This window comes from Geomonas oryzisoli (assembly GCF_018986915.1).
Taxonomy (GTDB): Bacteria; Desulfobacterota; Desulfuromonadia; order Geobacterales; family Geobacteraceae; genus Geomonas; species Geomonas oryzisoli.
Genome location: NZ_CP076723.1, coordinates 1,668,978 through 1,695,417, shown reverse-complemented (window position 1 = coordinate 1,695,417; position 26,440 = coordinate 1,668,978). Strand labels below are relative to the sequence as shown.

Below are 26,440 nucleotides of genomic sequence, written 5' to 3'. Positions count from 1 at the left end.
TCTCTTTGCGGCCTTGCGTTTTTAGGTTAAATAAAAGCCTTTTGCAGTTCCCAGTATTTATTTTGTTCTTTGCGTCTTAGCGCCTTGGCGTCTTTGCGTTAAAGCTTTTGGGGTTAATACAATCCATGCAGCGGCCCGCCCGGCGCGGCGAGCTCGTCCACCCTCTTCTCCACGGCGGGGTCCTCGATCAAGGGCGGCGCGTGGTGCGGCTTCACCCTGGCGTCGATGACCAGGGGACCGCTGCAGCCCCACTGCTTGCAGTGCGTGGCGGCCCCAACGCCGTAGATGTCGGCGGCCGGATCGGAGCGGGTGAAGGTGACCCAGAGGAAGTTGTTCAACTGCGCCGCGGTGAAGCGGCTGTCGTCGCAGACCACGATCAACGGGAAGGCATCCATCCCCTCCACCCCTTCGAGCGCGCGGCACAGGGACTCCACCTGTGCGTCCGCCTCCCCCTTCGGGGTGCGGCAGGCGGGGCCGCTGACGGCGATCACCCCCGGGAGGCACAGGGCGGGCTCCGAGAAGCCGGGGGCGAGCCTCAGCGCCGCGGGGAACTCGGTCCCCAGGGTGCGCCGTTTTTCCCCGATGGCGGCGAAGACCACCTTGGACCCGCTGTTGAGCCCCGAGCCGGAGTAGTCCAGGGTGTCCATGGTGGTGGCGGTCTGGAAATGGAGGTCGCGGGTAAGGTCGATCCGTTCCAGCACGTGCCCGAGGAAGGCCGGTATGTCGTGGATGTCCAGCCGCGGCGCATCCTCGTACGCGGCGATCATCAGGTACTTGGCCAGGGAGAGCTGTCCCTGCCCCAGCACTGCGTTGGCGATGGTCAAGAGTTCCTGCGGGGTACGCCGCTCCCCGTAGGGGACGTAACGCTCGCTCCCCACGGCGAACAGAAGCGGATGCACCCCGGCCGCGTCCACTGCGTGCACCGCCTTCACCCCCGGGATCACGGTCGGGATCAGCGGCCCGGTCAGTTCGTGGATGAAGGCGCCGAAGGAAGTGTCCTCCTGGGGCGGGCGCCCCACCGTGGTGAAGGGCCAGATGGCGCCGTCGCGGTGGAAGACCTCCTCGACCCGAAGCACGGGAAAATGGTGGGCCAGGCTGTAGTAGCCGAAGTGGTCGCCGAAAGGCCCCTCGGGCAGGGTCTTGTCCGGGTCGATCACGCCCGTTATGCAGAAGTCGGCCTGGGCCGGGATGGGAAGCGCGCCGGGACGCTGCACAATCTCGATACGGTGTCCCGCCAGAAGTCCCGCGAAAGAGAGCTCGGGCATCCCCTCGGGAAGCGGCATGACGGCGGCAACGGTCATCGAGGGGGCGCCCCCCACGAAGATGTTGACCCGCAGCGGCACCCCCTTCTCGATCGCCTCGGCGTGGTGGAAGCCGATGCCGCGGTGGATCTGGTAGTGCAGCCCGATCTCCTGGTTCACCCGGTACTCCCCGCCGGAGAGCTGGACCCGGTACATCCCCAGGTTGGAATGGCGCACGCCGGGCTGCGCCGGGCTCTCGGAATATACCTGGGGCAGGGTGATGAAAGCGCCGCCGTCATCGGGCCAGGACTTCAGCTGCGGGAGTTGGTCGATGGTGGTGCGGTTGGCCAGGATGGGACCGTCGCTAACGCTCTTGGGGAGCAGGTGCCAGGCGGCCGGGACGGCACCGAGCACGGTACCCGGCTCCCTGAGCGCGCAGCGCGGGTCCACCTTGAGCTTCACCAGGCGCTCCACCGCTTTCAGGGTGTCCCGGAAGATGTACCTGGTCCGCTCCAGGGTGCCGAACAGGTTGCCGAGCATGGGAAAGGAGCTTCCCTTGACCCTGGTGAAGAGGAGGGCCGGCCCTCCCGCCTGGTACACCCGGCGCTGGATCGAGCCGATCTCGAGCTCCGCGGATACTTCACAATCGATCCTGACCAGGGCGCCGGTACGCTCCAGGTCGGCCACGCAAGATGCAAGGTCTTTATATCCCAACAAATCCTCCGCCAAGGTCAGCCTGATTACCGCATTACTTTTAATGCACCCCCGCAGTCAAGTCAACACAAAAGACCCCCGGCCGCAGCGGCGCAAAGGAACGCTGTTCCGGCCGGCCGTTTTGTGCTAACCTGCGAACCTCACTACCATGCGGGGGAGCCCTTTGCCACGATTCACCATCTTCAAAAAGATCCTGGTCATCACGCTGCTGCTCTCCCTGCTGCCGCTGCTGGTCTCCTCCACGGTCCTTTTGGCCAACCTGCAGTCCACCAGCGCCAGGCTTTCCGCCGAGATCAGCGATTCCGACGACAGCCAGGCGGTCCAATCGCTGCAGATGAAGGCGCGCGACCTGGCTGAAAACATCAAGGACTTCCTGCACCAGTGCGAGTGCGACCTCCTCTTTCTCTCCCGTTCTCCCCTCTCCCGTTCCGCCCTGTTCGACTTCTACCGGACCCGGCTCTCCGAGGTGTGGCAGCGCGGCGGTGGAGCCACCGCATCCCAGGGGACCCACGAGTTCCTCCCCATCTACCGCTCCATCGCCCTCATCGACAGAAAGGGCCGGGAGCGGGTGGTGATCCGCAACGGCCGCTTCCTCCCGGAAAGCGAGCTGGCCGATGTCTCCATCCCCGCCAACACCGAGTTCAAGAGCGAGACCTACTTCGAAAAGGTGCGCGCCCTCAAGCCGGGCGAGATCTACGTCTCCCACCTGACCGGGTTCCACGTCGGCAAACAGGAACAGCTGGCCGGCGCCCCCGACCCGGAGAGCGCCTACGACGGCAAGATGTACCAGGGGGTGATCCGCTTCGGCGCGCCCATCTTCGACGAGCGCGGGGCCTTCGACGGCATGGTGCTCCTCTCCCTGGACCACCGGCACCTGATGGAGTTCACCCAGCACATCGACCCGGGCAAGAACGCCTCCTCGCTCTTTCCTTCCTATCAAAGCGGCAACTACGCCTTTCTCTTCGACGACGAGGGGTGGATCATCACCCATCCCAAGTTCTGGGATATCCGCGGCGTGGACCCCGCCGGCAACCCGGTACCTCCCTACACCGCCCGCTCCACCAAGGCCGACATAGAGAGCGGCCGCATCCCCTTCAACCTCGACTACGCCGGCTTCGTCCATCCGGGCTACCCGAAAGTGGCGGCCGCCGTGCGCGCCAAACAGGAGGGATACGTCGACATCACCAACGTCGGCGGAGCCAAGAAGATCATGGCCTTCGCCCCCATCTTTTACGATACCGGCGACTACGCCAAACACGGCGTTTTCGGCGGTGTCACCATCGGCTTCCAGGTGGACCGCTTCCACGAGGCGTCGCGCAAGGGTGGGAGGCTCATCGCCAAACAGCTAGGCGAGCACCGCCGCACCAGCGCCGTCATCATCCTCCTCACCGCGCTCGTCTCCGCACTCTCCGCCTGGCTCCTCTCCCGCGGCATCAGCGTTCCGCTGCGCCAGTTGACCGAGAACGCAGGCAAACTCGCCGCCGACGACTTCGCCGAGAGGGTGGCGGTCAATTCGGCCGATGAGGTCGGCGTGCTGGCCCAGACCTTCAACAACATGGCCGACGAACTGGATCGCCGCAAGCAGAGCCTGCTCTCCACCCTGGAGGAGTTGAAGCAGTCGCGGCTGGAGATCATGGACGAACGCAACTTCAAGGCGAGCGTCTTGGAGAGTATCTCCAGCGGCATCGTCACCTTCTCCCCGCACGGCTTTCTCACCTCCATCAACCGCACCGGCAGGCTCTTTCTGGGCGAGGACGTATCCGAAGGGACACACTACCGCGAGATCTTCCGGGACTGGGAGGGGTTGAGCGAACGCATCGCCGCCGTCTTCGCCGGCCACGCGGGGTACGGCAGGGAGACCTTCCGCTTCGACCTCGAGCCGGGCAGGACCCATTTCGACGTCGGCTTCTTCCCCATAGGCCACGACTCCGAGCACGGGCTCACCGTCACGCTCAGAAACGAGACCGAGCGCGAGAACCTGCACGAGGAGATGATGCGCCTGGACCGGCTCGCCTCGCTGGGAAAACTGTCGGCGGGGATCGCGCACGAGGTGAGAAACCCGCTCACCGGCATCTCGCTCCTTTTGGATGACCTGCACGACCAGGCGGCCTCCAACAGCGCCGACAGGGAGCTGATCAAGAAGGCCCTGGCCGAGATCGAGCGCGTGGAAAAACTGGTCAACGCCCTGTTGAACTATTCGTCCCCGGTGCGCGCCGAGTTCAGGGAGTGCGACCTTAACCGGCTGGTGAACGACACGGTGCTTCTGCTCAGGCGCCCGTGCGAGAAGCAGCAGGTGCGACTGACCGTCGAAGAAGGTGACGTCCCCCCCTTCCGGTTCGACCCGGAGAAGATCAAGCAGGCGGTGCTCAACATCATCAAGAACGCTCAGCAGGCCCTCCCCGGCGGGGGGCACATCAGCATCGCCACCTCGCTGCGTGAGGGGTATGCGGTGATCGACATCAGCGACGACGGCCCCGGCATCGCCGCGGCGGATCTTCCCCTGATCTTCGAGCCCTTCTTCACCAGGAAGGGGGCCGGCACCGGTCTCGGACTCTCCATCACCCAGCGCATCGTCGAGGAACACAAAGGGAGGGTCCAGGTGGAGAGCGCGCCGGGCGAGGGAACCCGTTTCACCGTAGAACTGCCGCTGGGTGGCCCCTAGTCAAAGAAGGGGACTGGCTCCGCCAGGTGCCTGTCCCCTTAGGGGTTCTCCACCCAGCTCAGCAAAAGGAACGTATGGAAAAGATACTGATCATAGACGACGAAGCCTTCATCTGCGAAAACGTGCAGCGCATCCTCTCCAGCGAGGGGTTCGAGGTCCTTGCGGCCGCATCCGGGCAGCAGGCGCGCGACCTGGTCGCCTCGGAGGAGATCGACCTCGCCCTGCTGGACCTGAACCTCGGTACCGAAGACGGTATCGACGTGCTGAAGCGGTTGAAGGAGATCGACCCGGAACTGCTGGTGATCATCATCACCGGGTACGGATCGGTGGAAAGTGCCGTGGAATCGCTGAAACTGGGTGCCTTTCATTACATGAAAAAGCCGTTCAAGGCCGACGCCCTCAGGCTGATCGTGAAGCTCGCCCTGAAGACCCAGACCCTCAAGCGCGAGGTGAGAAAACTGAGGCACGGCGACGGCTCCCTCCCCGGCCCCTCCCCCATCATCGGTAAAAGTGACGCCTTCAACGAGGTGGTGGCCCAGGTACGCGAGATCGCCCGCATCCCCTCGACCGTACTCATCACCGGAGAATCGGGCACCGGAAAGGAGCTCGTGGCCCGTGCCATCCACGACCTCTCCGAGCGCAGGGACGGCTCCTTCGTCGCCATCAACTGCGCCTCCATTCCGGCGTCGCTACTGGAAAGCGAACTGTTCGGCCACGAGAAAGGATCCTTCACCGGGGCCGCCGCCAGGAAGAAGGGGCTTTTCGAGGAGGCCCACCACGGCACCATCTTCCTCGACGAGATCGGGGAGATGGACATGGCCATGCAGGCGAAGCTGTTGCGGGTATTGCAGGAGAAGACCATCCGCAGGGTCGGCGCGGTGAAGGACATCGACATAGACGTCAGGGTGGTGGCCGCCACCAACCGCGACCTGCTGCAGCGCATAGCCGAGAAGAGCTTCCGGGAGGACCTATTCTACCGGCTCAACGTGTTCCCGATCCACATCCCGCCCCTGAGGGAGCGGACAGCCGACATCGCCGCGCTGGCCGCCTATTTCCTGGACAGCTTCAGCCGTTCCTTCGGTCGTCAGTTCCGCGACGTCTCCCCCGAGGCGGAGCGGCTCATGGCCCAGTACGCCTGGCCTGGGAACGTGAGGGAGCTGAGAAACGTCATCGAGCGCATCTGCATCATGCGCAGCGGCCCCACCCTTCTCCCGGAGCATCTGCCACAGGAAATCAGAAGCAGCGGCGAAGGGATCGCGGCGGGCGGCGTCAACGCCATAGCCGTCCCGGAGGGTCTCGGGCTCGAAGAAGCCATCTGCAGCATCGAAAGGTCTCTCATCGAGCGGGCGCTGAAAAAAAGTGGCGGCAACGTATTGCAGACCGCCGCCAGCCTGAAGATCCCGCGCGGCACCCTGCGCTACAAGATGGACAAATACGGACTCTAGCTCATTTCCATCGGCGACCGCCGCCCACCCCGCGGCGGTCGCCCTCTCCCCCTGCACCACTTGCATCGCTCCCATCGCATTCACACTTCAGGATTAGCCAACCCCAACCTTCTCTTCACAGTTCCCTTCTCCTCCCGGCCGCTTTCTAATCTCCGCCGTGCCCCTCGGCTTGGCAGATATCCGCCATCGCAGTGGCGGATTTCAGCCACCACCTTCTCTTTCAACCATTATTCTGTTGGGACTGACATCGGCAAAACGGCAACTTGCAACTGCCGCTATGTGGCACCGCAGTTGCAACAGAACGATGTATCGTATACGTACCACACCGTACCACGCGACAGCACCAAGGCTCACGACTAATTAAACATTGCTTACAACCGCAACAAACATCCCAAGGAGGAGTACCGTATGAACCTGAAAGCCTGTCTCAAAAGCCTGACCATGGCCGCAGCCCTCGCCCTGCCGGTGACCGCATTGGCCGCACCCGCACCCATCGTGATCAAGTTCAGCCACGTCGTCGCCCAGCACACCCCGAAGGGGCAGGCCGCCGACTATTTCAAGAAACTGGCCGAGGAGCGTACCAAGGGACGCGTGAAGGTGGAGGTCTATCCGAACAGCCAGCTCTACAAGGACAAGGAAGAGATGGAGGCGCTGCAGCTGGGCGCGGTGCAGATGCTCGCCCCGTCGCTGGCCAAATTCGCCCCCCTCGGGGTCAAGGAGTTCGAGGTGTTCGACCTCCCCTTCATCTTCGACAACTATCAGGAACTGCACAAGGTGACCCAGGGGCCGGTCGGGGCGAAGCTGCTCAAGAAACTCGAGCCCAAGGGGATTCTCGGCCTCGCCTACTGGGATAACGGCTTCAAGGTGATGAGCGCCAACAAGCCGCTCAAGAGCATCACCGACTTCAGGGGACAGAAGATGCGCATCCAGTCCTCCAAGGTGCTCGACTCCGAGATGCGGTCGGTAGGTTCCATCCCGCAGGTGCTCGCCTTCTCCGAGGTGTACCAGGCGCTGCAGACCGGCGTCGTCGACGGCACCGAGAATCCCCCCTCCAACCTCTACACCCAGAAGATGCACGAGGTGCAGAAGTACGTCACCCTCTCCGACCACGGGTACCTGGGCTACGCCGTCATCGTGAACAAGAAGTTCTGGCAGGGGCTGCCGGCCGACATCCGCGCCACCCTGGAAGGGTGCATGAAGGACGCCACCAAGTACGCCAACGAGGTGGCCAAGAAGGACAACGACGAGGCGCTTGCCGCCGTCAAGAAGTCCGGCCGCAGCCAGCTGGTCTCCCTCTCCCCGCAGGAGCGTGCCGCCTGGAAGAAGGCGATGGACAAGGCCCACAAGGATAACATGAGCCGCATCGGCGCGGACATCGTGAAGGAAGTCTACGCAGCGACCGGCTACAACGCGAACTGACCCAACCAACCGCCGGCACGTGCAACGGCCGCCGCGGCTTCGCGGCGGCCGTTGCAACGAGTTCCAGGAGAAGCCCATCATGATGAAGTATCTTGACCATCTTGAGGAAATCATCATCACCTTCCTCATCGGCGCCGCCACGGTGATCATCGCCCTGGCCGTCGGCCATCGCTATCTGTCCGGCCTGGCCATTCCCGGGCTGCAGGACTGGCTGCTTTCCATTAACATGAGCTGGGCACAGGAGCTCTGCATTTACATGTTCGTCTGGATGGCGAAGTTCGGCGCCGCCTACGGCGTCAGGAGCGGCATCCACGTCGGCGTCGACGTCCTGGTCACCCGCCTCCCCGATTCCTGGCGCAAGGTCACCGTCATCTTGGCCATCCTCGGCGGCGCCCTCTTCACCGGCCTGATCGGCTCGCTGGGCGCCAAGTTCGTCTGGGAAAACGGCATGCACTACGCCGTCTTCAACAAACTCGGCATGAACGTGGCGGACTTGATCGAAGGCCCCACCACCCCCGACCTCGAGTGGCCTACCTGGATCATCTATTCCGCGGTGCCGCTGGGCTCGTACCTCATGTGCTTCCGCTTCCTCCAGGTCGGCGTCGCCTTCCTGCGCACCGGTGAGCTGCCGCGCCACGACCACGCGCACGTGGACGGCATCGACGAGATCGGCACGCTCGATTCCACCGAGGCCCTGGAAGAGTACGAGCAGCACAAGTTCAACAATAAGGAAGCGCAGGGGGGTGTGAAATGAGTACTGCAGTAGTCGGCTGGGAACAGTTTTCCAAGAAAAAGGCGGCGACCTGGCTGCTCTGCATCGCCGTCATCCTTGGAGCCATAGCCACCCTCGGCAGCACCGGCATCGTCTTCGCGCTGTTGCTGGCGCTCATGTTGACGGGGATGCCCATCTCCATCGCGCTGGGCCTCACCGTCCTCACCTTCCTTTTCTTCTTCTCGGAAGTCCCCACCGAAGCGGTGGCCATGAAGCTCTTCACCGGCATAGAGAAGTTCGAGATCATGGCGATTCCCTTCTTCATCCTGGCGGGCAACTTCCTGACCCACGGCGGCGTGGCCAAGAGGATGATCAACTTCGCCACCTCCATGGTCGGGCACTGGCACGGCGGCCTCGCCCTCGCGGGCGTCATGGCCTGCGCCCTGTTCGCCGCGGTCTCCGGGTCCAGCCCGGCAACCGTGGTCGCCATCGGGTCCATCATGATGCCCGCCATGGTGCGCGCCGGCTACCCCAAGCGCTTCGGCGCGGGTGTCATCACCACATCGGGCTCCCTGGGCATCCTGATCCCACCTTCCATCCCGATGGTGGTCTACTGCGTCGCGACCAACTCCTCGGTAGGGGCGCTGTTCATGGGCGGCGTCATCCCGGGCCTCATGCTGGCCTCGCTGCTGGGCCTGGTTGCCTGGTGGAGGGCAAAGCAGGGTAACCTGCCGCGCATGAAGAAAGCGACCTGGGGCGAGCGAGCCAAGGCCTTCCGTGACAGCATCTGGGGCCTGTTCCTTATCGTCATCGTGCTGGGGGGCATCTATTCCGGCCTGTTCACCCCGACCGAAGCTGCTGCCATGAGCGCGGTCTACGCCTTCGTCATCGCCGTCTTCGTCTACCGCGACGTTCCCTTCAAGAAGGTGCCCAAGGTGCTGCTCGACTCGGCCAGCATGTCGGCGATGCTCCTGTACATCATCACCAACGCCGTGCTCTTCTCCTTCCTGATGACCCACGAGAACATCCCGCAGCTCATGGCGGACTGGATCCTCGGGCACAACCTGGGCGTGGTATCCTTCCTGCTGGTCACCAACGTGCTCCTGCTTCTGGCCGGAAACGTTATGGAACCCTCCTCCATCATCTTGATCCTCGCCCCGATCCTGTACCCGGTCGCCATGAAGCTCGGCATCGACCCGGTGCACTTCGGTGTCCTGATCACGGTCAACATGGAGGTCGGCATGTGCCACCCGCCTGTGGGCCTGAACCTCTACGTCGCCAGCGGCATCACCAAGATGGGGATATCCGAGCTGACCGTCGCCGTGTGGCCCTGGCTCTTGGCCATGCTCGGCTTCATGCTGCTCGTCACTTACGTGCCGATCGTTTCGCTCTGGCTGCCACGGGCCCTAGGGTACTAGCACGGCCGCCGCATTGGAACTAAAAGGGCCTGTCCTCATGGACAGGCCCTTTCTCTTGGCGAACAAAGCACCCGAATATCCTTTACCCCGCGCCGGAGTTAGGCTATTTATGCTTGGTTCATGCTAACGCCACTCCCAGGAAGCCACTGATATGACCTCACTGCTCATTGCTATTTTCGTCGTTGCCTACGCTGCCATCGCCCTTGAACACCCCATCAGGATCAACAAGTCCTCGTCGGCACTGCTTGGCGCTGGCCTACTCTGGTCCGTGTACGCCCTCTTGAGCCCCGACAGCCACCTCGTGGTGCACCAGCTGAACGAATCGCTGGCCGCTACCGCACAGATCGTCTTCTTTCTGATCGGCGCCATGACCATCGTGGAAGTCGTGGACGCCCACAACGGGTTCGAGGTGATCACTGCCCACATCAAGACCCGCAAACTCTCTTCGTTGATGTGGCTGGTCGGCTTTGTCACCTTCTTCCTGAGCGCTGTCCTCGACAACCTCACCACCACCATCGTCATGATCTCGTTGATGAAGAAGCTCCTGGACCGCCAGGAGGACCGCCTCTTCTTCGCCGGTCTCATCGTCATCGCCGCCAATGCCGGTGGGGCCTGGACCCCGATCGGCGACGTCACCACCACCATGCTCTGGATCGGCGGACAGATCACGACCCTGTCGATCATGAAAGGGGTACTGGCTCCCTCCCTCGTAAACCTGCTGCTGCCTCTGGCCGTGGTGGCCTTCCAGTTGCGGGGGCGCGAGGTCGTTGCCCCGGCCGCCCGCGACAACGGCGACCTCCCCGTGACCACCGATTTCGAACGCAACCTGATGTTCTTCCTGGGCATCGGCATCCTGGTCTGCGTCCCGGTGTTCAAGACGGTTACCCACCTCCCCCCCTTCATGGGGATCTTGCTGGGACTGGGCGTCCTGTGGCTGGCCGGCGACCTGGTGCACCGCAACAAGGAGGAAATGGACAAGAGGCACCTGACCCTGGCCCACGCGCTAGAGAAGATCGACATGAGTTCCATCGTCTTCTTCATCGGGATCCTGCTCGCGGTGGCGACCCTGGAACACACCCACATACTGGCCGCCATCGCGAAGTGGCTGGACCAGAGTGTCGGCCGCCTGGACCTGATCGTGACCCTGATCGGACTGGTGAGCGCCATCGTCGACAACGTCCCGCTGGTCGCCGCCTCGATGGGGATGTACGACCTGGCACAGCATCCCACCGACAGCTTTCTATGGGAGTTCATGGCGTATTGCGCCGGCACCGGAGGCTCCATCCTAATCATCGGTTCGGCTGCGGGGGTGGCGGCGATGGGTCTGGAGAGGATTCATTTCTTCTGGTACATGAAGCGGATCAGCACCCTTGCCCTTCTCGGCTACTTCGGCGGCATCGCGGTGTACCTGCTGCAGACCAGGGTCCTCGGCTGATTTCGAGATCGCCCCCCTTTCGCAAGATGCAACCGGGCAGCGGCACGGCCAACGGTGGTAGGAGGGATTACCAGGTCCTGAAAAGACCCGAATCGATGTGGACGAAGCCGGACTGGGGGTAATAGCCGACCCCTCCGGCGGCCAGGGCGACGGCGGTGCGCCGGATCCGGTCCAGCCCGATGCCGGGAATGGCGAGGTCTATCGCCATCCCTTTCGTGTGCAGGCTGGCCTTGGCCACCCCTGCCGACCGGCTTCTCAACCGGGCGTTGTATTCGCGCGAACGATAGCCGGAGATGATGTGGATCTCGTTGCCGCCCCCGAGGCCGTTGTCCAGCCGGTTCAGGTACTCGAGGACGCGGAGATCCATCTTGGTGGTTTCGTTGCTTTGGTGGCAGCGGAAGATCCAGTTGAGGGACTGCAGGGCTTCCTCGCAGTATTCGCCCAGGCTGTTGCGGTAGGTGACGGTGAGCCTCTCGCTGCTGTTGACGTTGTAGAGGGAGAGCTTCCCCTCGGGCGCCCCGCCCCCTTCCATGAACTTGGCGAGCGCCGACTTCGCCCCGAGGACCGTGGCGGCGAAAAAGGCGGAGGACTTGAGGAACATCCGGCGGCACAACATTGTATCCTTCACATAAACTCCTATAAATCAGAGAGTTAGCGCCGCGACGCTATCCTTTGCTACCACAAAGGCTTTGCTCCTGTCAACCCCTCGGGACCTCCCCTGTACCGTTTAACTTGCTAATGTGTCCTGCTGTGCTTTGCTCTCCAGGTCGGCACCCACCAACCTCATGCAGGGGGGGCAGGCCATGAAAATACCCTATGCGACCAAGACGACGGCACTTCTTTCCGGCATGACCCTGGCGCTCATGCTCTCGACCGGCGAGTACCTGACCGGCCCGATGAGCGCCTTCTGCACCATAACCGGTGCCATCTGGTTTCCCGTCTCCATCGCCGTCTTTGTCCACGGCAAGCAGAGCATCGAATACAAGATCCAGTCGCTGCGCGGGGAGCGCCCCTACATCGACATCCCCAAGGACATCACGCCGCGGGCGCTGGTCTGGTTCTCTTCGACCCTGGCCACGGCGTGGCTGCTCAGCCTTTTTTACCGGCACCCCTGAACGAAAAAAGGGAGTTCGATATCGAACTCCCCTTCCCCACTTCTATCCGGTTCCATCTTTGGACGCTGTCGGCTCACGCCTCGAAGGTCGGCTCCGAGTCGGACTCCAGCGCGCTCCTGATCGCCTTGATCATCTCCACGGGTGAAAACGGTTTCTGGATCAGGTGGAAATCCTCCTTGGCGTGCAAGTGGTCCGGCCGGTAGCCGCTCATAAAAACAGCCTTCGCCCTCGGGTTGACCTTCTTGATCTCCTTGAAACAGCTGATGCCGTCCTTGCGCGGCATGACGACATCCATGACCACCAGGTGGATCGGTCCGTTCTCCTTGTATTTCTCCAGGGCGTCCTGACCGTCTTCAGCCGTGATCACCTTGTAGCCATAGCTGGCAAGAAAGTCGGAGAGCATCTCACGCAACTGCCTTTCGTCGTCCACGATGAGAATCGTCTCCGATCCCTGGTAGCTGTTGTTGATCTTGTTCATCATGATCTCCATGCTACTGATCCAGTCGATCCTGGACCCCTCGGTCCGCAACCGGTCGGGCGTGTTGATCTTCAGAATGAATTCGGTTTCGTAGATGATGCTGGATGCTGATGTATTGAGGGCACTGGCCAGGGCGAAGATGGAAACCAGGCTGGGCTGCTGTTTCCCTCCTTCGATATTGGAAATGAACTTGCGGTCCAGGCAACTGGACATGGACAGTTTGTCCTGGGAAAGGTTCCGCTCCCTTCTGAGCCTGCGGACTACAATGCCAAAAGCTTCTTCAATAGTCATTAATCATCCTCCACATGGGAAGCTTTTATAGCAAAGATTCAAATAAATTACTGTAGACTATTACCCCCACGAATTAAAGCCGGTTGTGGTGACCCGGGAACACCGGCGACGCCGGGGTCCGCCGCAAAACTCGCAGGGGGCGACACGCCAAACTCGCCACGCGGCGTGGACGTCCACTTATCTTTTCGGCAACCCCGCTTGATCATTCAATATAAATCGCACAACAATGCTGTATAGTCCCTCCGTTTCAAGCCGCACACGTCACAGCTCATCACCACCCTCCTCAGTAGCCTTCGCCCTCACGACACATCCTGAGTATATCGAAAGTTATAAATAATTATGCCCTGATATATATTCAATTGTTTGCACGTATGGCGTATCAATAGAACATCTGCAGCCAGCGACAGAGTCTAACGTCTTTGGGATCTGCCATATGAAAATATTCACTGAGAGAAACTCGGTTCGCTTTAAAGGGGAAATCCCGCTGGAAGTCAAGCATGGGAAGGGGATCACACGTGATTTCAGTTCCTGCGGTCTCTATTTTTTCACCGAACAGCCGGTCTCTTTGGGGGAGAGCCTCGAACTGGTCATGCTGCTGGAGCACCAGAACCAGGGGCACAAGGTGAGGCTGCGCTGCCAGGCGGATGTGGTGCGGGTCGAGCCCGGGGCCGGTAGGCTCGGTGTCGCCGTCGCCATAACCAGGCACCTGATGGACCCGGCAGGAGACGCTGCCGCTGCCCGGAGCTAGCTGACTTCCGTTTTTCATATGCGCACGTGATACCAACCCAGAAGGAGGAACCGGAGATGAGAAGAGAACTACTTTCGGCGATGATGTGGTTGCTGGTAGCATCCCCCGCGCTGGCGGCGGGGCCCAGTTGCAAGGTGATACCGCAGATATCCCCCGACAACCAGGGGGTGGACGAGAAGGATCCCAGCGGCGTTCCCACTGTCGTGAAATTGAACGCATCTCCGTCCAAGGACACGACCGGCTATCTCTGGGAGCAGGTCTCAGGCCCCGCGGTCAAGCTGAGCGATCCCACCGCGGCCCAGCCCACGTTCTCCGCCCCCGAGGTCGGACCTTCGGGAGCCACCCTCATCTTCAAGCTCACCGCAAGCGGCTGCTCTCCGCTGCAGAGCGAGCACCTGACCACCACCATCAGCGTAAAAAACGTGGTCACCAACCAGGCGCCGACGGCAGCCATCTCGGTGACCCCGAGCGCCGTGTACGAGGGAAACCAGGTCACCCTTGACGGCAGCACCTCTTCCGACCCGGACGGCAATCCCTTGAGCTACAGCTGGACGCAGCTGGGCGGCCCCGCGGTCACCCTGACCACGGCCGGCGCCACGGCGACCTTCACCGCCCCCAGTGACGTCCCCTTCCCCGGCGGCACCTCGCTTAAGTTCTTACTCACCGTATCCGACGGTTCGCTCACCGGCAGCGCCGAGCAGATCGTCAACGTGTTGTGGGTGAACGATCCACCGATAGCCGCGCTAACCTGCCCCGAATCGGTGAAGGAGGGGGGCGAGATCACCCTCGACGGCTCCGGCTCCACGGACAGCGACGACGGCATCGCCAGCTACGACTGGAACCAGGTAATGGGCCCTCCCAACGCAACACTGCCCGGCTACGACCAGGCGACCGCCAAGAGCATCACCTTCGCCGCTCCGCACCTCGATTCAGCCAATGACACCATGACCTTCAAGCTCGTGGTCGGCGACGTCGGCGCCCTTACCAACAGCAAGCAGTGTTCCGTGAAGGTCCTCGACAACACCGCACCGGTCATAGCCAACTTCCCCTTGGACATCACCGCCGAAGCGACCTCGGCAGCCGGTGCCGAGGTCAGTTTCACGCTGCCGAGCGCCCAGGACAACGTCGACGGCAAACTCCCCGTCGTCTGCGCCCCCGGCTCCGGCGCCACCTTCCCGCTGGGGACCTCCAGCGTCACCTGCAGCGCCTCCGACGCCGCCAATAACACAGCCAGCGGCACATTCTCCATCAAGGTCCAGGATACCACCGCCCCGGCCGTGACACCTCCGGCCCCGGTGACCCAGGAGGCGACCGGTCCCAGCACCGAGGTTGCCATCGGGACCGCGACCGCGACCGACGCGGTCGGCGTGAAGGGGATCACCAGCGATGCGCCGGCAAGCTTCCCTGTCGGGGTCACCGTCGTCACCTGGTCCGCCAGCGACGACGCAGGCAACGTCGGCAAGGCAACCCAATCCGTGACAGTCCAGGACACCACCGCACCGGTAGTGACCGCGCCCGCCGCCGTCGTGGCGGAAGCGACCGCCCCGCTCTCCCCGGTCGCCATCGGCACCGCCACCGCGACCGACGCCGTCGGGGTGAAGGAGATCAAGAGCGACGCTCCCGCCGCCTACCCGGTCGGCACCACTACGGTCACCTGGACCGCCAAGGATGCCGCGGGCAACCAGGGCACCGCCACCCAGACCGTCGTCGTGAAGGACACCACTCCGCCTGTGGTGACCCCGCCGGCAGCGGTCACCGTTGAAGCCACCGGGCCGACCACGACTGTCGCCTTCGGGCTCGCGACCGCCAGTGACGCGGTAGGGGTCACCGGCCTCACCAACGACGCACCGGCCGTGTTCCCGGTCGGCACCACCGTGGTGACCTGGACCGCCAAGGATGCCGCAGGCAACACGAGCAGCGCCACCCAGAGCGTGACCGTGAAGGACACCACCGCTCCCAAGCTTGACGGCGTGCCCACGGGGCTTACCCTGATCGTCGGACAGGCAGCCACCTACGGACCGACCGCGACCGACCTCGTTGACGGCAACGTCCCGGTCACCTGCACCCCGGCCTCCGGCAGCACCCTCCCCCTCGGCGTCACCACCGTCACCTGCGGCGCCAAGGACAGCCACGGCAACGGTGCCAGCGCCAAGTTCGACGTGACCGTGCAGTACGGCTTCAAAGGACTCCTCCCGCCCTACGACGCCAACAAGACGTACAAGATCAAGAGCACCATACCGCTTAAGTGGCAGTTCACCAACAGCAGCGGCGCGGTCCTCGTCAGTGCCAGTACCGTGCCCGGCGTCGGCATGCAGCTGGCAAGCACTGGCGCCGCCTCCACCGACCTGGTCACCCTGGACGATGCGGGCCTTAGCGGGCTTCAGTACGACAGCCTGACTAACACCTGGCAGTACAACTGGAAGACGACCGGTTTGCCCGAAGGCACCTACAATATCTACATCAAAAGCGGCATCGCCGATCAGCAGATCGGCCCCTTCCAGGTGAGGCTCGGCAAGTAGACGGAGAGAACCATAAAAACGAAAAGGAGGCGGGGGAATTCCCCGTCTCCTTTTTTCTTTTGGGACAAGCATTTACATTCGGCTGCAGCACAGGCCGAACCGAAGGAGTAATATTTTTTTGCCTCGAGTTGTTGCCAAGAATCGTGGGGTAGGGTATACCTTGAACCCGTTACGAGATTAACAACAGCTAACCATATCCGGAGGTAACCATGCTACATCTCAAGTTCGACTTGGCAGGTAGACCGCCAGTATTCCTCGGCAACTGCAAGCGATACTACACCGGTTTAAGCGGGCTGGCCTTGTTCCGCAACGTAGCCGACGCGGGCATTGCCCTCACTAGGGTAAAAGAAGTGCTCGACGACGCAGAGCAGAAATACAATGCCGCCGTCAATTTCGATCGCGTGGCCATCGTGTTACGCAACAAGGCGTTCAAGGAACTGATCGACCTCTTCAAAAAGATCGCCGCTTACCTCCAGGTTGTTGCCACTGAAGATGACATCCCGGCGCTGCTGCAGGCTGGTTTGCAAGTAATTGCCCCGCCCCCCAAGAGAAGGAAATCTCCTACGCCTGCTTCTAGCTAGGAGAACCGCCCATGCCGAATGAGACCACAACTGTTCCCTTGAAGGCGGAAATCTTTCGAGGGAACTTTCTTTTCTGCCCCCCCTCTCGCAATACAACGAATCCCTCTTTTGCTCCGCGTCTCTGCTTCAACACGGTGGCCCTGACGGCCTACCGCTTGGCACCAAAGGGTATGCCCTTAGGGGCTGAGTGGCATACCACTTGGCTCCAAACGGTATGCCCTTAGCGGCTGATGGCATACCACTTGGCTCCAAAGGGTGTGCCCTTAGGGGCTTAGTGGCATACCACTTGGCTCCAAAGGGTATGCCCTTAGCGGCTGATGGCATACCACTTGGCTCCAAAGGGTATGCCCTTAGCGGCTGATGGCATACCACTTGGCTCCAAAGGGTATGCCCTTAGCGGCTGATGGCATACCACTTGGCTCCAAAGGGTATGCCCTTAGCGGCTGATGGCATACCACTTGGCTCCAAAGGGTATGCCATTAGGTGCTTAGTGGCATACCACTTGGCTCCAAAGGGTATGCCCTTAGCGGCTGACGGCATACCACTTGGATCCAAAGGGTGTGCCCTTAGGTGCTTAGTGGCATACCACTTGGCTCCAAAGGGTATGCCCTTAAGCGCTGATGGCATACCACTTCACTCCAAACGGTATGCCCTTAGGGACTGATGGCATACCACTTGGCTCCAAAGGGTATGCCCTTAGGGACTGATGGCATACCGCTTGGCTCCAAAGGGTGTGCCCTTGGGAGCTAAGGACATGCCACAGAAGCCCCTTACCGCAGCCCCTGGGCCAGCGGCTGGTGGTGAACGATGTGGAGGGCCTTACAGGCACGGGTGATCGCGACGTAGAGGAGGTTTCTGTCGGGGTCGGTCTGGCGGTAATCGTAGGAACTGGGGTTGTAGAGGATGACGTTGGTGAACTCCACCCCCTTGATGGCGTGCGCATGAATGACCTGCACGCCGGGCGAAAAGGATACCTCACCCTCCGCGTGCAGACCGGGTATACCAGCAAGCGCAGCGTGCAGCGCTTTGACGTCAGCTTTCTTCTTGCAGATGACGCCGGTAAGCGAGGTGGGTCCTGCCTGCACCAACGCCTCGACGAGCTCCCGGATCTTCGTCATGGACTCTGCCGCATTCCTGGTAGCGTGGAAGTCGACCACGCCGGAATGGGCCTTGGTGGTGTCGGCGCTGCGCCCGCTCACCTGCGCGGCGAGATCGACGATCTCCTTGGGGCAGCGGTACGAGACCGTCAGGTTCTCCTTTTCCAGTCCCTGGGAATGGAGCTGTGCCATGACGCTGGAGAATCCTTGCGAGTCGAGGAAGCTGAGGATCTGCTGCTTTTCGTCGGCGCAGATGGTGAGGCTGCGCGCGGCGGAGGTGGCGGCGACTATGGTACGAAGCTCCAGCGAGGAGAGATCCTGCGCTTCATCGACCACGATATGGTCGTAGGCATTGAGCGCCCCAAGCACCACGGCACCTGCCGGGCGCCGCAGTTGCGCCAGGCGGAGCAGGATGCTTACATCGGAGAACGAGACCGTCCGCTCCTTGGCTGCGAACTTCCTCTGGGCCGTCTGTTGGAACTCTGCAGCGAAGTCGGTGCAGAGTGCGGCGACGACGTAATCCTGCATGAGGAAGCGCCACAGGTCGGTGACCGGCTCGATCTTCGTGGTCTCCTTCACGTATTTCGCCAAAAGCGCGGGGACGCGGCTGCTTTTCTTCTGCGCGCCGAAGGGATCGTCGAAGACCGTCTTCAGCGAATGGACCCCGAGGGCGGCGAGCGCCGTCAAGGACCAGGCGCTGTAGGTATCGACCCGGACCGGCCCAAGGAGGGTATCGCTGCTCTGCTTGACGTAGTCCCGCAGGACCCTGTTGAACATGAGCACGATGCACCGCTCCGGGCGGTACTTCTCAGGTGCGTCGAACATGAGGAACGAGAGCCGGTGCAGGGCGACGGTGGTCTTGCCCGCACCGGCCGCCCCGTTGATGACGACCACTCCGTCCCTGAGCTTGGTGATGGCCCGGAACTGTTCCGGCGAGATCAGCGCCGCGATGGAATCCACCATGCGGTGGTCCTCGGTCCGCTCCTTGGTGTCGGCGGTCGACTCGCCGGCCCCGCCGTTCTTGTGCCAGGCACCGCCGCGCAGCTCGTACGTTTCCGAAGGAGTCTCGATGCGGTTCAGGGCCTTCCTGGTGATGGTCACCTTGTCCCGGCGCGTGATCACCCCTTCGCGCTCGACCCCTCTGATGGTCAGTTCATATTCCTCACCGATGTCGTACCCATCGTAGAAGGGGCCGGTGATCTCCGCCTTTCTCCAGTCGATGACGACGACCCGCTGTCCGTCCATGAGCGTCTGGTTGCCGATCAGGTATTCCTTCTTGCCGATCCTGCGGTCGTTGTCGTGGATGCCGAGAATGCCGAAGTAAGGAGAGGCCTGCTGAGAGAATTCGTGCAGGTATTTGCGTGGAGAGTGGTGTCCGTGCTCGATCAATTTCTCCGCCAGATCGTTCTTCTCGCGCCAGTCAACGGAGTTTAATCGCTGTTGTTCCAGTTCCTTCGTGTAGGCCTCATGCCTCCCGATGGTCTGCAGGCGGTCGACCGCGTAACGCTCGATCGCCTCATGCACGCGGTCCAGCCGCTCGATTTCCTGTTGTACGATTTCCATCAACTCCCCACAGCCAGAACATAAAAAAGCACCCACAGGAACCCCCGTAAGTGCCACGTACCTAATAGATGTGCCGAGCCGTCCGTCCCGCAACGCTCAACCCGGTCTAGATATACCCAGATCCATGCAATGTTTCAAGCACTTTCTTCCAGCGTGCCGCCAGTGTCTGCGCCGCGATCATCCCCCCCCCCAGCCGAAAGCCGGGCATGTCCGATACCGCTCAAGGCATATCGGTATCACGTATCTCCCCCCTTGTCGCTCACGACACCCGGCCATCGCAAAGTGATATACTGTCAGTGCAGTCAAGACACTGTCACAGCCGGGCATTTCCCGCGTAGAGATGTTCCTGACGGAGGGGAAATGAAGACCAGGTTGCTGCTGGTTGCCCTCGTATTGTATTGCACCCCTCTATTTGCGGAGCCCAACCGCATCCTTTGTCGGCATTCGACGATCACCGTGCTTGCCGACACACAAGCACTGTCGGATGTCGTGTGAGAGAGCCTTTTACCTGGCACCGGCCGGTGCTGCTGCATCAAATTATACGTTGGAAAGGAGAGACGGTATGAGAAACCTTATGACAGCCGCGCTGGTCCTTTTAACAACCGCAGTGTTGATGGGCATGGGTAGCCTGGGAGGCGCACCGGAGGGAGAGGTACCCAAAACGGATGAGAATATCAAGGTGCAACTTACCGACCGCTCCGGAATGAAAATCGAATTGACCAGGTTTTCCATGAACGGCAAGGTTTTCCTCGAGGGGAAAAGAGGGGCGGGAGACATAAGCGTCTTCTTTCATGACCTGAAAGAAATCGGCTTTGGCCCTGTCAGTGGCGATACGGTGCCGGCCGATCTGTTGCTTAAATCCGGTCGTCGCCTTCAACTGACTGTACGCACGGGTGCCGTCTTCCACGGAGACACTGGAGACGGAGCCTACCAGATCTCCGCGCCAGACGTCAGCCGGATCCAAATTCACTAGATAGAGGTGAAGGCACGAAGCGCTCAGAACCGGGGAGTTGGCACATGAAACGCCAATCGACAGCAACAGGATTCACAACGGGGTCTGTCCCGCATGCGGCGCAACCATAGCGGGCCTCGGCATCTGAAACGACACGGCACAATACAGGAACCGGTCTGCGCTGAAACGGTCACCGGACATCTTGATAACCAAGGGAGGAACGTATGAACGTGGAAATACACGACATAAAAATCGAGTACCCCGATGGATGCAACATCATCCTGGGCCAAACGCACTTCATCAAGACGGCCGAGGACCTGTACGAAATCATTGCCACTACAGTACCGCAGGCCCGCTTCGGAGTCGCCTTTACCGAGGCATCCGGCCCGTGCCTGATCAGGACCGAGGGGAACGACGTGGAACTGGTCCAGGGATGTGTGCAGGTGCTCAATTCCATCGGTGCCGGCCATGTTTTCTGTGTCCTGCTGCGCGACGCCTACCCCATAAACGTGCTCAACCAGATCAAGAACTGCCCGGAGGTGTGCCGGATCTACTGTGCCACGGCAAATCCGCTCCAGGTTATCGTCGCCTCAACGCTCCAGGGGTGGGGGGTTCTCGGGGTCATCGACGGGCTGCCGCCCAAAGGGGTGGAAACGGACGAAGACCGGCAGGAACGGCGCGACCTGCTGCGTCGTATCGGTTACAAGCGCTGAGAAATTCGGCTGTGTGGCGGGAAACTGACAATCTGACGGGTCAGCATCCCAAGGATGCATATCAGACATGGGTGGATCATGAATGACACTAAGCAAGGCTCCCCCCCCGAAATGCCGAATTTCTGGAAGGTGGCACCGTTCCTGCTCCTGGTCCTGCTATTGTCGTTATGGAACAGCACGGTCAATCTCAATGAACCCTTGCGTCATACGATCAATTACAGCCAGTTCGTGGAGCAGCTTACCGCGGGCAATATCAAATCGGTGGTCATCAGGAAGGAAGCATTAAACGGTGAATTGCGCAATGAGACAAGCCTGCTGCTGCAGGAAGGAGGGAAACCCGCGCCGGTGAAATATTTCCGGACCGTACTTCCCCCTTTCCAGGGGGAGGGGTTGCTTGCCCAGTTGCAGGATAAAAAGGTAACCATCACCATCGAATCCGCCGAACGTGGGGCGCTGTGGCAGACAGTGCTTGCATTGCTCCCCTGGCTGCTCATTATCGGTGTCTGGGTCGTGATCCTGAAAAGGAACCAGCAGATACAGGGCGGCCCGGGGGGGCTCTTTACCTTCGGCGCCAGCAAGGCCAGGCTCTATGACGTCAGCAAGCCGAGCGTGACCTTCAACGACGTTGCCGGCATGGACAACGTCAAGCTGGAACTCAAGGAAACCATCGAGTTCCTGACGGACCCATCCCGATTTGAAAGGATCGGGGCGAAGGTTCCCAAGGGAGTGCTGTTGGTCGGCCCGCCGGGAACCGGCAAGACCCTTATTGCACGTGCTACAGCAGGTGAGGCCGCCGTCCCCTTTTACAACATCAGCGCCTCCGAGTTTGTCGAGATGTTCGTGGGGGTTGGCGCCTCACGCGTGCGGGATATGTTCAAGAAGGCCAAAAGCACCCATCCCAGCATCATTTTCATCGATGAGATCGACGCCGTCGGCCGGACCCGGGGCACGGGGCTCGGCGGCGGGCATGACGAGCGGGAGCAGACCCTGAACCAGCTGCTGAGCGAAATGGACGGCTTCGACCCCCACGAGGAGGTTATCGTCATGGCTGCGACCAACCGGCCCGACGTGCTGGACCCTGCGCTGCTCAGACCGGGGAGGTTCGACCGCCACATCGTTATCGACCGGCCCGGCTGGAAGGAACGCAAGGCGATCCTCGAGATCCATGTACGCGGCAAGAAGCTGTCGGCGGATGTGGATCTGGAAACTCTGGCCAAGGGGACACCGGGGATGACCGGCGCGGACCTGGAGAACCTTGCCAACGAAGCGGCGCTGGTGGCCTTGAGGCAGGGTAAGGAGCTGGTGGACGCGCATGATTTCAGCGAGGCCAAGGACATCATCCTGATGGGGTCGGTCAAGGAGCTGACCATCAGTGACGAGGAAAAGCGGATCACCGCCTACCATGAAGCCGGCCACACCCTCGTCGCCTGGCAACTGCCGGGCGCAGATCCGATCTACAAAGTCAGCATCATCCCCCGTGGCATGGCGATGGGGGTGACGCAGCTCTTACCGGGGGAAGATCGCCACTACTATCCCCGCTCCTACCTGATGAACCGGCTGAGCATCAGCCTTGCGGGGAGGGTCGCGGAGAAGATGGTGTACGCCGAGTTCAGCAGCGGAGCGCAGAACGACCTCAAAGACGCTACAGCGCTGGCTGAGAAGATGGTCGCGCAGTGGGGGATGAGTGACAAGGTCGGCCCGATGAACCTCGGCCGCGGCGAAGAACATCCCTTCCTCGGCAGGGAACTGTCCCTCCCCAAACGCTACAGCGAGGAAATGGCCTGGGTCATGGACCAGGAGATCCAGCAGATCATAAGGGAGGCGGAGGCAACTGCGGCCGGGATACTAAAGGACAGGAGGGATACTCTCGACGCCCTGGCAGGGGCGTTACTGCAGGAAGAAGTGCTCGAAAGGGAGGATGTGGAGCGGATACTGCGGGGTTCCCCGCCGCTTCAAGGTGCGTAGTTTAGAGATGTCGAGATCCAATTTTAACCCACTTCGGCACCTAGGCCTCTAGTTTTCATAAAGGGGGTAGGCCACCCCATATCTCCACAAGGAGCGGCTTCACGTGGGGAAGTTTTTTGAGAAAGTCACTGAGTCGCATTAGCTCGTAGCCCCTTTTGAGGAGGAACGCAGGCAACAATTGCTATCATCAATGTTCTATGTCTCGTGCAGTGGGTAAAACTGCTTGCCATACAGCTCAATCGTTTTCCTTAACTTCGGCTGCCGCAGAGTATCGAAATGCAGCACGTCGAGTTTAAAGACAAGATCCAACGCATCCAATTCGTCCAGCAGGCGGGAAAATTCAGCGTTCTCCATCTTAGGTGCGATCACGGCGAGGTCAATGTCGGAATACGGTTTTTCTGTCCCCTTGGCGCGTGAACCGAATATCATTACCTTCTCTATATGGGAAAATTTGCTGAAAACGCCAACAAGCCCCAGATAGTGCCGACGCGCCAGACCGTAAATCAGATCGTCGTCTGCCATGACACCGCCTTTTGCGCAAGCTGCCGGAAAAGGACCATACCCTGCGTCACCACGAATGAGTAGACCTCTTCAGCCAGTTCCTCGTTGTAGGTATGGCTGGTCAGATTTCGCATCTTCTGCAAATCGCTCCAGGCATTGCCGTCCTCAATAAAACCTGCCTCCAGTGAAGACTGCAACGTCTCGCGAGGCGTCCTGGCGAAAACATCCTCTTGCTCAAGACGCAGCTTCAGCATTTTCCAGGCGAGTTCATGGGTAAACTCGAAACGCTGAATAACAGAGTCCCTAAGGAATTCATCCTTCGGTTGACTGCCGGCTTTCTCCAACTGCGCCAGAGCTTTGAGGTAGTCCGATACCCGTTCTTCCAGGCGTTCAGAATCCATTACCAACTCCATATAACTGACGGTGATGATCGTTGGATGATAGGTATCAAAAAAAATGGGCTACAGCAATGTTGCCGTAACCCATTTAATTTTTGTGGCGTCCCCGAGACGATTCGAACGTCCGACCCCTTCCTTAGGAGGGAAGTGCTCTATCCTGCTGAGCTACGGGGACAAGTCAGACGGACTTTATACAATACCGTCACACTTTTGGCAAGAGGTTTTATTAAAACTTCAGCAGCGAGAACACTTTCCCTTCGGGAAGCTTCTTGGCCCCTTCCAGGAACTCTAGCTCGGCCATGAAGCAGCACTCGACCAGCTCGACGTCCATGCTGTTGATCATGTCGACCACGGCTGCCATGGTGCCGCCGGTCGCCAACAGATCGTCGGCGATCAGCACGCGATCACCTTTGTTGAAGGCGTCGGTGTGAATCTCGAGGGTGTCGGTGCCGTACTCGAGATCGTAGGTCTTCTTGAAGGTGGTGGAGGGAAGCTTGCCCGGCTTTCTCACCAGGACGATGCCTGCCCCCAGTTTGTAAGCGAGAGCCGCACCGATGATGAAACCACGGGCCTCGACTCCCACTACCTTGTCGATCTTCTGCCCCACGTAACGGTGGGACAACAGATCTACCATGCGCTGAAACGATTTGGCGTCCCCTAAAAGCGTGGTGATATCTTTGAAGAGAATCCCCTTCTTGGGGAAATCCGGGATGTTCCTGATGATGCTTTTAAGATCTTCCATGTCCAAAAGCCGCTCCTTATTTCGCAGTAGTTGTGCCGCGCCCCATTATGTCGGTGGCTTCGACGATCTTTCTCAGTTTCTCAAGTGATTTGGCTTCGATCTGCCGGATGCGCTCTCGGGTCACGCCGAAACTGCGCCCGATGGTGTCCAGCGTCTGCGGGTCCTTGTCGTCCAGGCCGAAACGAAGGGTCAGGATCTTCTTCTCGGCGTCGGAGAGGGTCTCGAACCACTCAGAGACCAGTTCGTACTTGTTCAGGTCCTCGAGCAGCACCGCCGGCGACACGGTCGAGGTGTCCTCGATGGTGTCGATCAGGAAGTAGTCGTTGTTCTCCCCCATGGGGCGCTCGATGGAATAGGTCTTTTTCAGGAGCACCATGAGCCGGCGCACGTAGGTGACGTTCACCTCGAGCGCGTCGGCGACTTCCTTCACGGTCGGCTCCCGGTTCATCTTCTGCACCAGCTCGCGGGTCACCCTGAGCATCTTGTTGATGTCGTCGGAGACGTGCACCGGCAGACGGATGGTGCGCGACTGGTTCACCAGGGCACGCTCGATGGATTGCCGGATCCACCAGGTGGCGTAGGTGGAGAAACGGCACTCCTTGGAGAGCTTGAAGCGTTCCACCGCCTTGATGAGCCCCATGTTCCCCTCTTCGATCAGGTCCAGGAAGGGAAGGCCGCGGTTTATGTAGCGCTTGGCGATCTTCACCACCAGGCGCAGGTTGGAGACGATCATCCGATCGCGCGCCGCCTTGTCGCCCTGGTCGATGCGCGCGGCGAGCTCCTTCTCCTCGTCGGCGGTCAGAAGCTTGGTCTTCTGGATCTCGCGCAGGTACAGCTTGATGGCATCGTCGAAGTGCTCAACGACGGCCACCTTGATCTCTTCTTCCTCGACCTCGGCGTGCTCGTCCTCCTCGACCTCCTCCACCTCTTCGAGTTCGAGTGAGTCCGGATCAGGGTCATGTTCGCCGTCAAGAAAGAGAGGGTCCTTCTCCTCCAAAAGCTCGTCGTTTTCCATACCAGACTCCTTTGGCAGCTTTGATGGTTGCCGCAGCCTCTGCTATTGCTCGTCGTTCCAGCCGTTTTTGCCGATCAGTCTCACGAAGCGGCAGTCGTCCGCTTCTTCGCGGGTCACGCTGCCGTCCGCCCCCTTCCGTATCACCAGCAGTCTCTGGTCCACGCGGTCCCCGACCGGGATGACCAGCCGTCCCCCCGGGGCGAGCTGCTGCACCAGGCACTCGGGCAGGGAAGGCGCCCCGGCGGTGACCAGGATGGCGTCAAAGGGAGCCTCCTCGGGCCATCCCTCGGTGCCGTCGCCTATCTTCAGGTTCACGTTCAAAAGCCTCAGGCTGTCCAGCGCCTTGCGCGCCTTCATGGCCAGCGGGCGGATCCTCTCCACCGTGCAGACCCGGTCGGCCAGGGTGGCCAAGACGGCGGCCTGGTAACCGGAGCCGGTGCCGAGCTCAAGCACCTTCTCGCGCCCGGTAAGGGCGAGTAGTTCGGTCATGCGCGCCACGATGTAGGGCTGCGAGATGGTCTGTTTCTCTCCGATGGGGAGTGAACCGTCGCTGTAGGCCTGGGCGGCCATCGCCTCTTCGACGAATATGTGTCTGGGCAACTCCAGCATGGTGTTGATCACCCGCTGGTCCGTGATGCCGCGTTTCACCAGTTCGGCGACCATCCTCTTGCGTGCTACAGCTGAATTCATTCCCCCCCCGATCTTTGGCAGCGGGG

General features: G+C 60.9%; 23 protein-coding genes and 1 tRNA gene. 14 read left to right on the top strand and 10 right to left on the bottom strand.

Annotated features, from left to right (window positions below):
- Positions 1-113 precede the first annotated feature (113 nt).
- Positions 114-1,955 carry a UbiD family decarboxylase gene (locus KP004_RS07515; protein WP_216801716.1) on the bottom strand — a complete coding sequence of 614 codons (1,842 nt, stop codon included), beginning with the start codon at positions 1,953-1,955 and terminating at the stop codon, positions 114-116.
- Between the two features lie 163 nt (positions 1,956-2,118).
- Between KP004_RS07515 and KP004_RS07510 the strand changes: the two genes are divergently transcribed.
- The 6 genes from KP004_RS07510 to nhaD all read left to right on the top strand — a co-directional run bounded on the left by KP004_RS07510 (position 2,119) and on the right by nhaD (position 11,046).
- Entirely contained in the window at positions 2,119-4,617 is a 2,499-nt protein-coding gene (locus tag KP004_RS07510) for a PAS domain-containing sensor histidine kinase (RefSeq protein WP_216801715.1), read from the top strand.
- A gap of 74 nt (positions 4,618-4,691) precedes the next feature.
- Complete coding sequence (locus tag KP004_RS07505) at positions 4,692-6,062, top strand: sigma-54-dependent transcriptional regulator (RefSeq protein WP_216801714.1); 1,371 nt, start codon at positions 4,692-4,694, stop codon at positions 6,060-6,062.
- 408 nt (positions 6,063-6,470) lie between these two features.
- On the top strand, positions 6,471-7,481 hold the full coding sequence (locus KP004_RS07500) for a TRAP transporter substrate-binding protein (protein WP_216801713.1): 1,011 nt from the start codon (positions 6,471-6,473) through the stop codon (positions 7,479-7,481).
- Positions 7,482-7,560: 79 nt separating this feature from the next.
- Positions 7,561-8,235, top strand: a complete 675-nt coding sequence (locus KP004_RS07495) for a TRAP transporter small permease (RefSeq protein ID WP_216801712.1) — start codon at positions 7,561-7,563, stop codon at positions 8,233-8,235.
- Positions 8,232-9,611 (top strand): TRAP transporter large permease, encoded by a 1,380-nt coding sequence (locus tag KP004_RS07490; RefSeq protein ID WP_216801711.1) that lies wholly within the window; start codon positions 8,232-8,234, stop codon positions 9,609-9,611. The genes KP004_RS07495 and KP004_RS07490 overlap by 4 nt, the downstream gene beginning before the upstream one ends.
- A 151-nt stretch (positions 9,612-9,762) precedes the next feature.
- A complete protein-coding gene (gene nhaD / locus KP004_RS07485; RefSeq protein ID WP_216801710.1) occupies positions 9,763-11,046 on the top strand; it encodes a sodium:proton antiporter NhaD in 1,284 nt (427 codons plus the stop codon).
- 67 nt (positions 11,047-11,113) lie between these two features.
- Here the strand turns inward: nhaD and KP004_RS07480 are convergent, their stop codons facing one another.
- Positions 11,114-11,674, bottom strand: coding sequence for a YcbK family protein (locus tag KP004_RS07480; RefSeq protein ID WP_216801709.1), 561 nt, complete (start codon positions 11,672-11,674; stop codon positions 11,114-11,116).
- Positions 11,675-11,849: 175 nt separating this feature from the next.
- On the opposite strand from KP004_RS07480, the gene KP004_RS07475 reads away from it, so the two are divergent.
- Positions 11,850-12,161, top strand: coding sequence for a hypothetical protein (locus KP004_RS07475; protein ID WP_216801708.1), 312 nt, complete (start codon positions 11,850-11,852; stop codon positions 12,159-12,161).
- Between the two features lie 73 nt (positions 12,162-12,234).
- Here KP004_RS07475 and KP004_RS07470 read toward each other — a convergent pair whose 3' ends face one another.
- On the bottom strand, positions 12,235-12,930 hold the full coding sequence (locus KP004_RS07470) for a response regulator (RefSeq protein ID WP_216801707.1): 696 nt from the start codon (positions 12,928-12,930) through the stop codon (positions 12,235-12,237).
- Positions 12,931-13,363: 433 nt separating this feature from the next.
- On the opposite strand from KP004_RS07470, the gene KP004_RS07465 reads away from it, so the two are divergent.
- From KP004_RS07465 to KP004_RS07455, 3 genes are all read left to right on the top strand, one after another.
- The gene (locus KP004_RS07465; RefSeq protein WP_216801706.1) at positions 13,364-13,678 is read left to right on the top strand and encodes a PilZ domain-containing protein; all 315 of its coding nucleotides are present in this window, start codon (positions 13,364-13,366) and stop codon (positions 13,676-13,678) included.
- A gap of 56 nt (positions 13,679-13,734) precedes the next feature.
- The gene (locus KP004_RS07460) at positions 13,735-16,197 is read left to right on the top strand and encodes an HYR domain-containing protein (RefSeq protein ID WP_216801705.1); all 2,463 of its coding nucleotides are present in this window, start codon (positions 13,735-13,737) and stop codon (positions 16,195-16,197) included.
- Between the two features lie 209 nt (positions 16,198-16,406).
- The gene (locus KP004_RS07455; RefSeq protein WP_216801704.1) at positions 16,407-16,778 is read left to right on the top strand and encodes a hypothetical protein; all 372 of its coding nucleotides are present in this window, start codon (positions 16,407-16,409) and stop codon (positions 16,776-16,778) included.
- Between the two features lie 770 nt (positions 16,779-17,548).
- Here KP004_RS07455 and KP004_RS07450 read toward each other — a convergent pair.
- Positions 17,549-19,438 carry a UvrD-helicase domain-containing protein gene (locus KP004_RS07450; protein ID WP_216801703.1) on the bottom strand — a complete coding sequence of 630 codons (1,890 nt, stop codon included), beginning with the start codon at positions 19,436-19,438 and terminating at the stop codon, positions 17,549-17,551.
- A gap of 360 nt (positions 19,439-19,798) precedes the next feature.
- Between KP004_RS07450 and KP004_RS21285 the strand changes: the two genes are divergently transcribed.
- The 4 genes from KP004_RS21285 to ftsH all read left to right on the top strand — a co-directional run bounded on the left by KP004_RS21285 (position 19,799) and on the right by ftsH (position 23,068).
- A complete protein-coding gene (locus KP004_RS21285) occupies positions 19,799-19,933 on the top strand; it encodes a hypothetical protein (protein WP_275423153.1) in 135 nt (44 codons plus the stop codon).
- 67 nt (positions 19,934-20,000) lie between these two features.
- The gene (locus KP004_RS07445; RefSeq protein ID WP_216801702.1) at positions 20,001-20,411 is read left to right on the top strand and encodes a hypothetical protein; all 411 of its coding nucleotides are present in this window, start codon (positions 20,001-20,003) and stop codon (positions 20,409-20,411) included.
- A 203-nt stretch (positions 20,412-20,614) separates the two neighbouring features.
- Positions 20,615-21,103 (top strand): adenosine-specific kinase, encoded by a 489-nt coding sequence (locus tag KP004_RS07440; protein ID WP_216801701.1) that lies wholly within the window; start codon positions 20,615-20,617, stop codon positions 21,101-21,103.
- Positions 21,104-21,214: 111 nt separating this feature from the next.
- Entirely contained in the window at positions 21,215-23,068 is a 1,854-nt protein-coding gene (gene ftsH, locus KP004_RS07435; RefSeq protein WP_216801700.1) for an ATP-dependent zinc metalloprotease FtsH, read from the top strand.
- A 195-nt stretch (positions 23,069-23,263) separates the two neighbouring features.
- Here ftsH and KP004_RS07430 read toward each other — a convergent pair whose 3' ends face one another.
- From KP004_RS07430 to KP004_RS07405, 6 genes are all read right to left on the bottom strand, one after another.
- Positions 23,264-23,590: a nucleotidyltransferase domain-containing protein gene (locus KP004_RS07430; RefSeq protein WP_216801699.1), complete on the bottom strand. Its 327-nt coding sequence runs from the start codon at positions 23,588-23,590 to the stop codon at positions 23,264-23,266.
- A complete protein-coding gene (locus KP004_RS07425) occupies positions 23,572-23,970 on the bottom strand; it encodes an HI0074 family nucleotidyltransferase substrate-binding subunit (RefSeq protein ID WP_216801698.1) in 399 nt (132 codons plus the stop codon). The genes KP004_RS07430 and KP004_RS07425 overlap by 19 nt, the downstream gene beginning before the upstream one ends.
- 95 nt (positions 23,971-24,065) lie before the next feature.
- Positions 24,066-24,142, bottom strand: a tRNA-Arg gene (locus KP004_RS07420).
- Between the two features lie 51 nt (positions 24,143-24,193).
- Entirely contained in the window at positions 24,194-24,709 is a 516-nt protein-coding gene (locus tag KP004_RS07415) for an adenine phosphoribosyltransferase (protein WP_216801697.1), read from the bottom strand.
- 16 nt (positions 24,710-24,725) lie between these two features.
- The gene (locus tag KP004_RS07410) at positions 24,726-25,724 is read right to left on the bottom strand and encodes a sigma-70 family RNA polymerase sigma factor (protein ID WP_216801696.1); all 999 of its coding nucleotides are present in this window, start codon (positions 25,722-25,724) and stop codon (positions 24,726-24,728) included.
- Between the two features lie 42 nt (positions 25,725-25,766).
- Positions 25,767-26,414, bottom strand: a complete 648-nt coding sequence (locus KP004_RS07405; protein WP_216801695.1) for a protein-L-isoaspartate(D-aspartate) O-methyltransferase — start codon at positions 26,412-26,414, stop codon at positions 25,767-25,769.
- Positions 26,415-26,440: the final 26 nt, after the last annotated feature.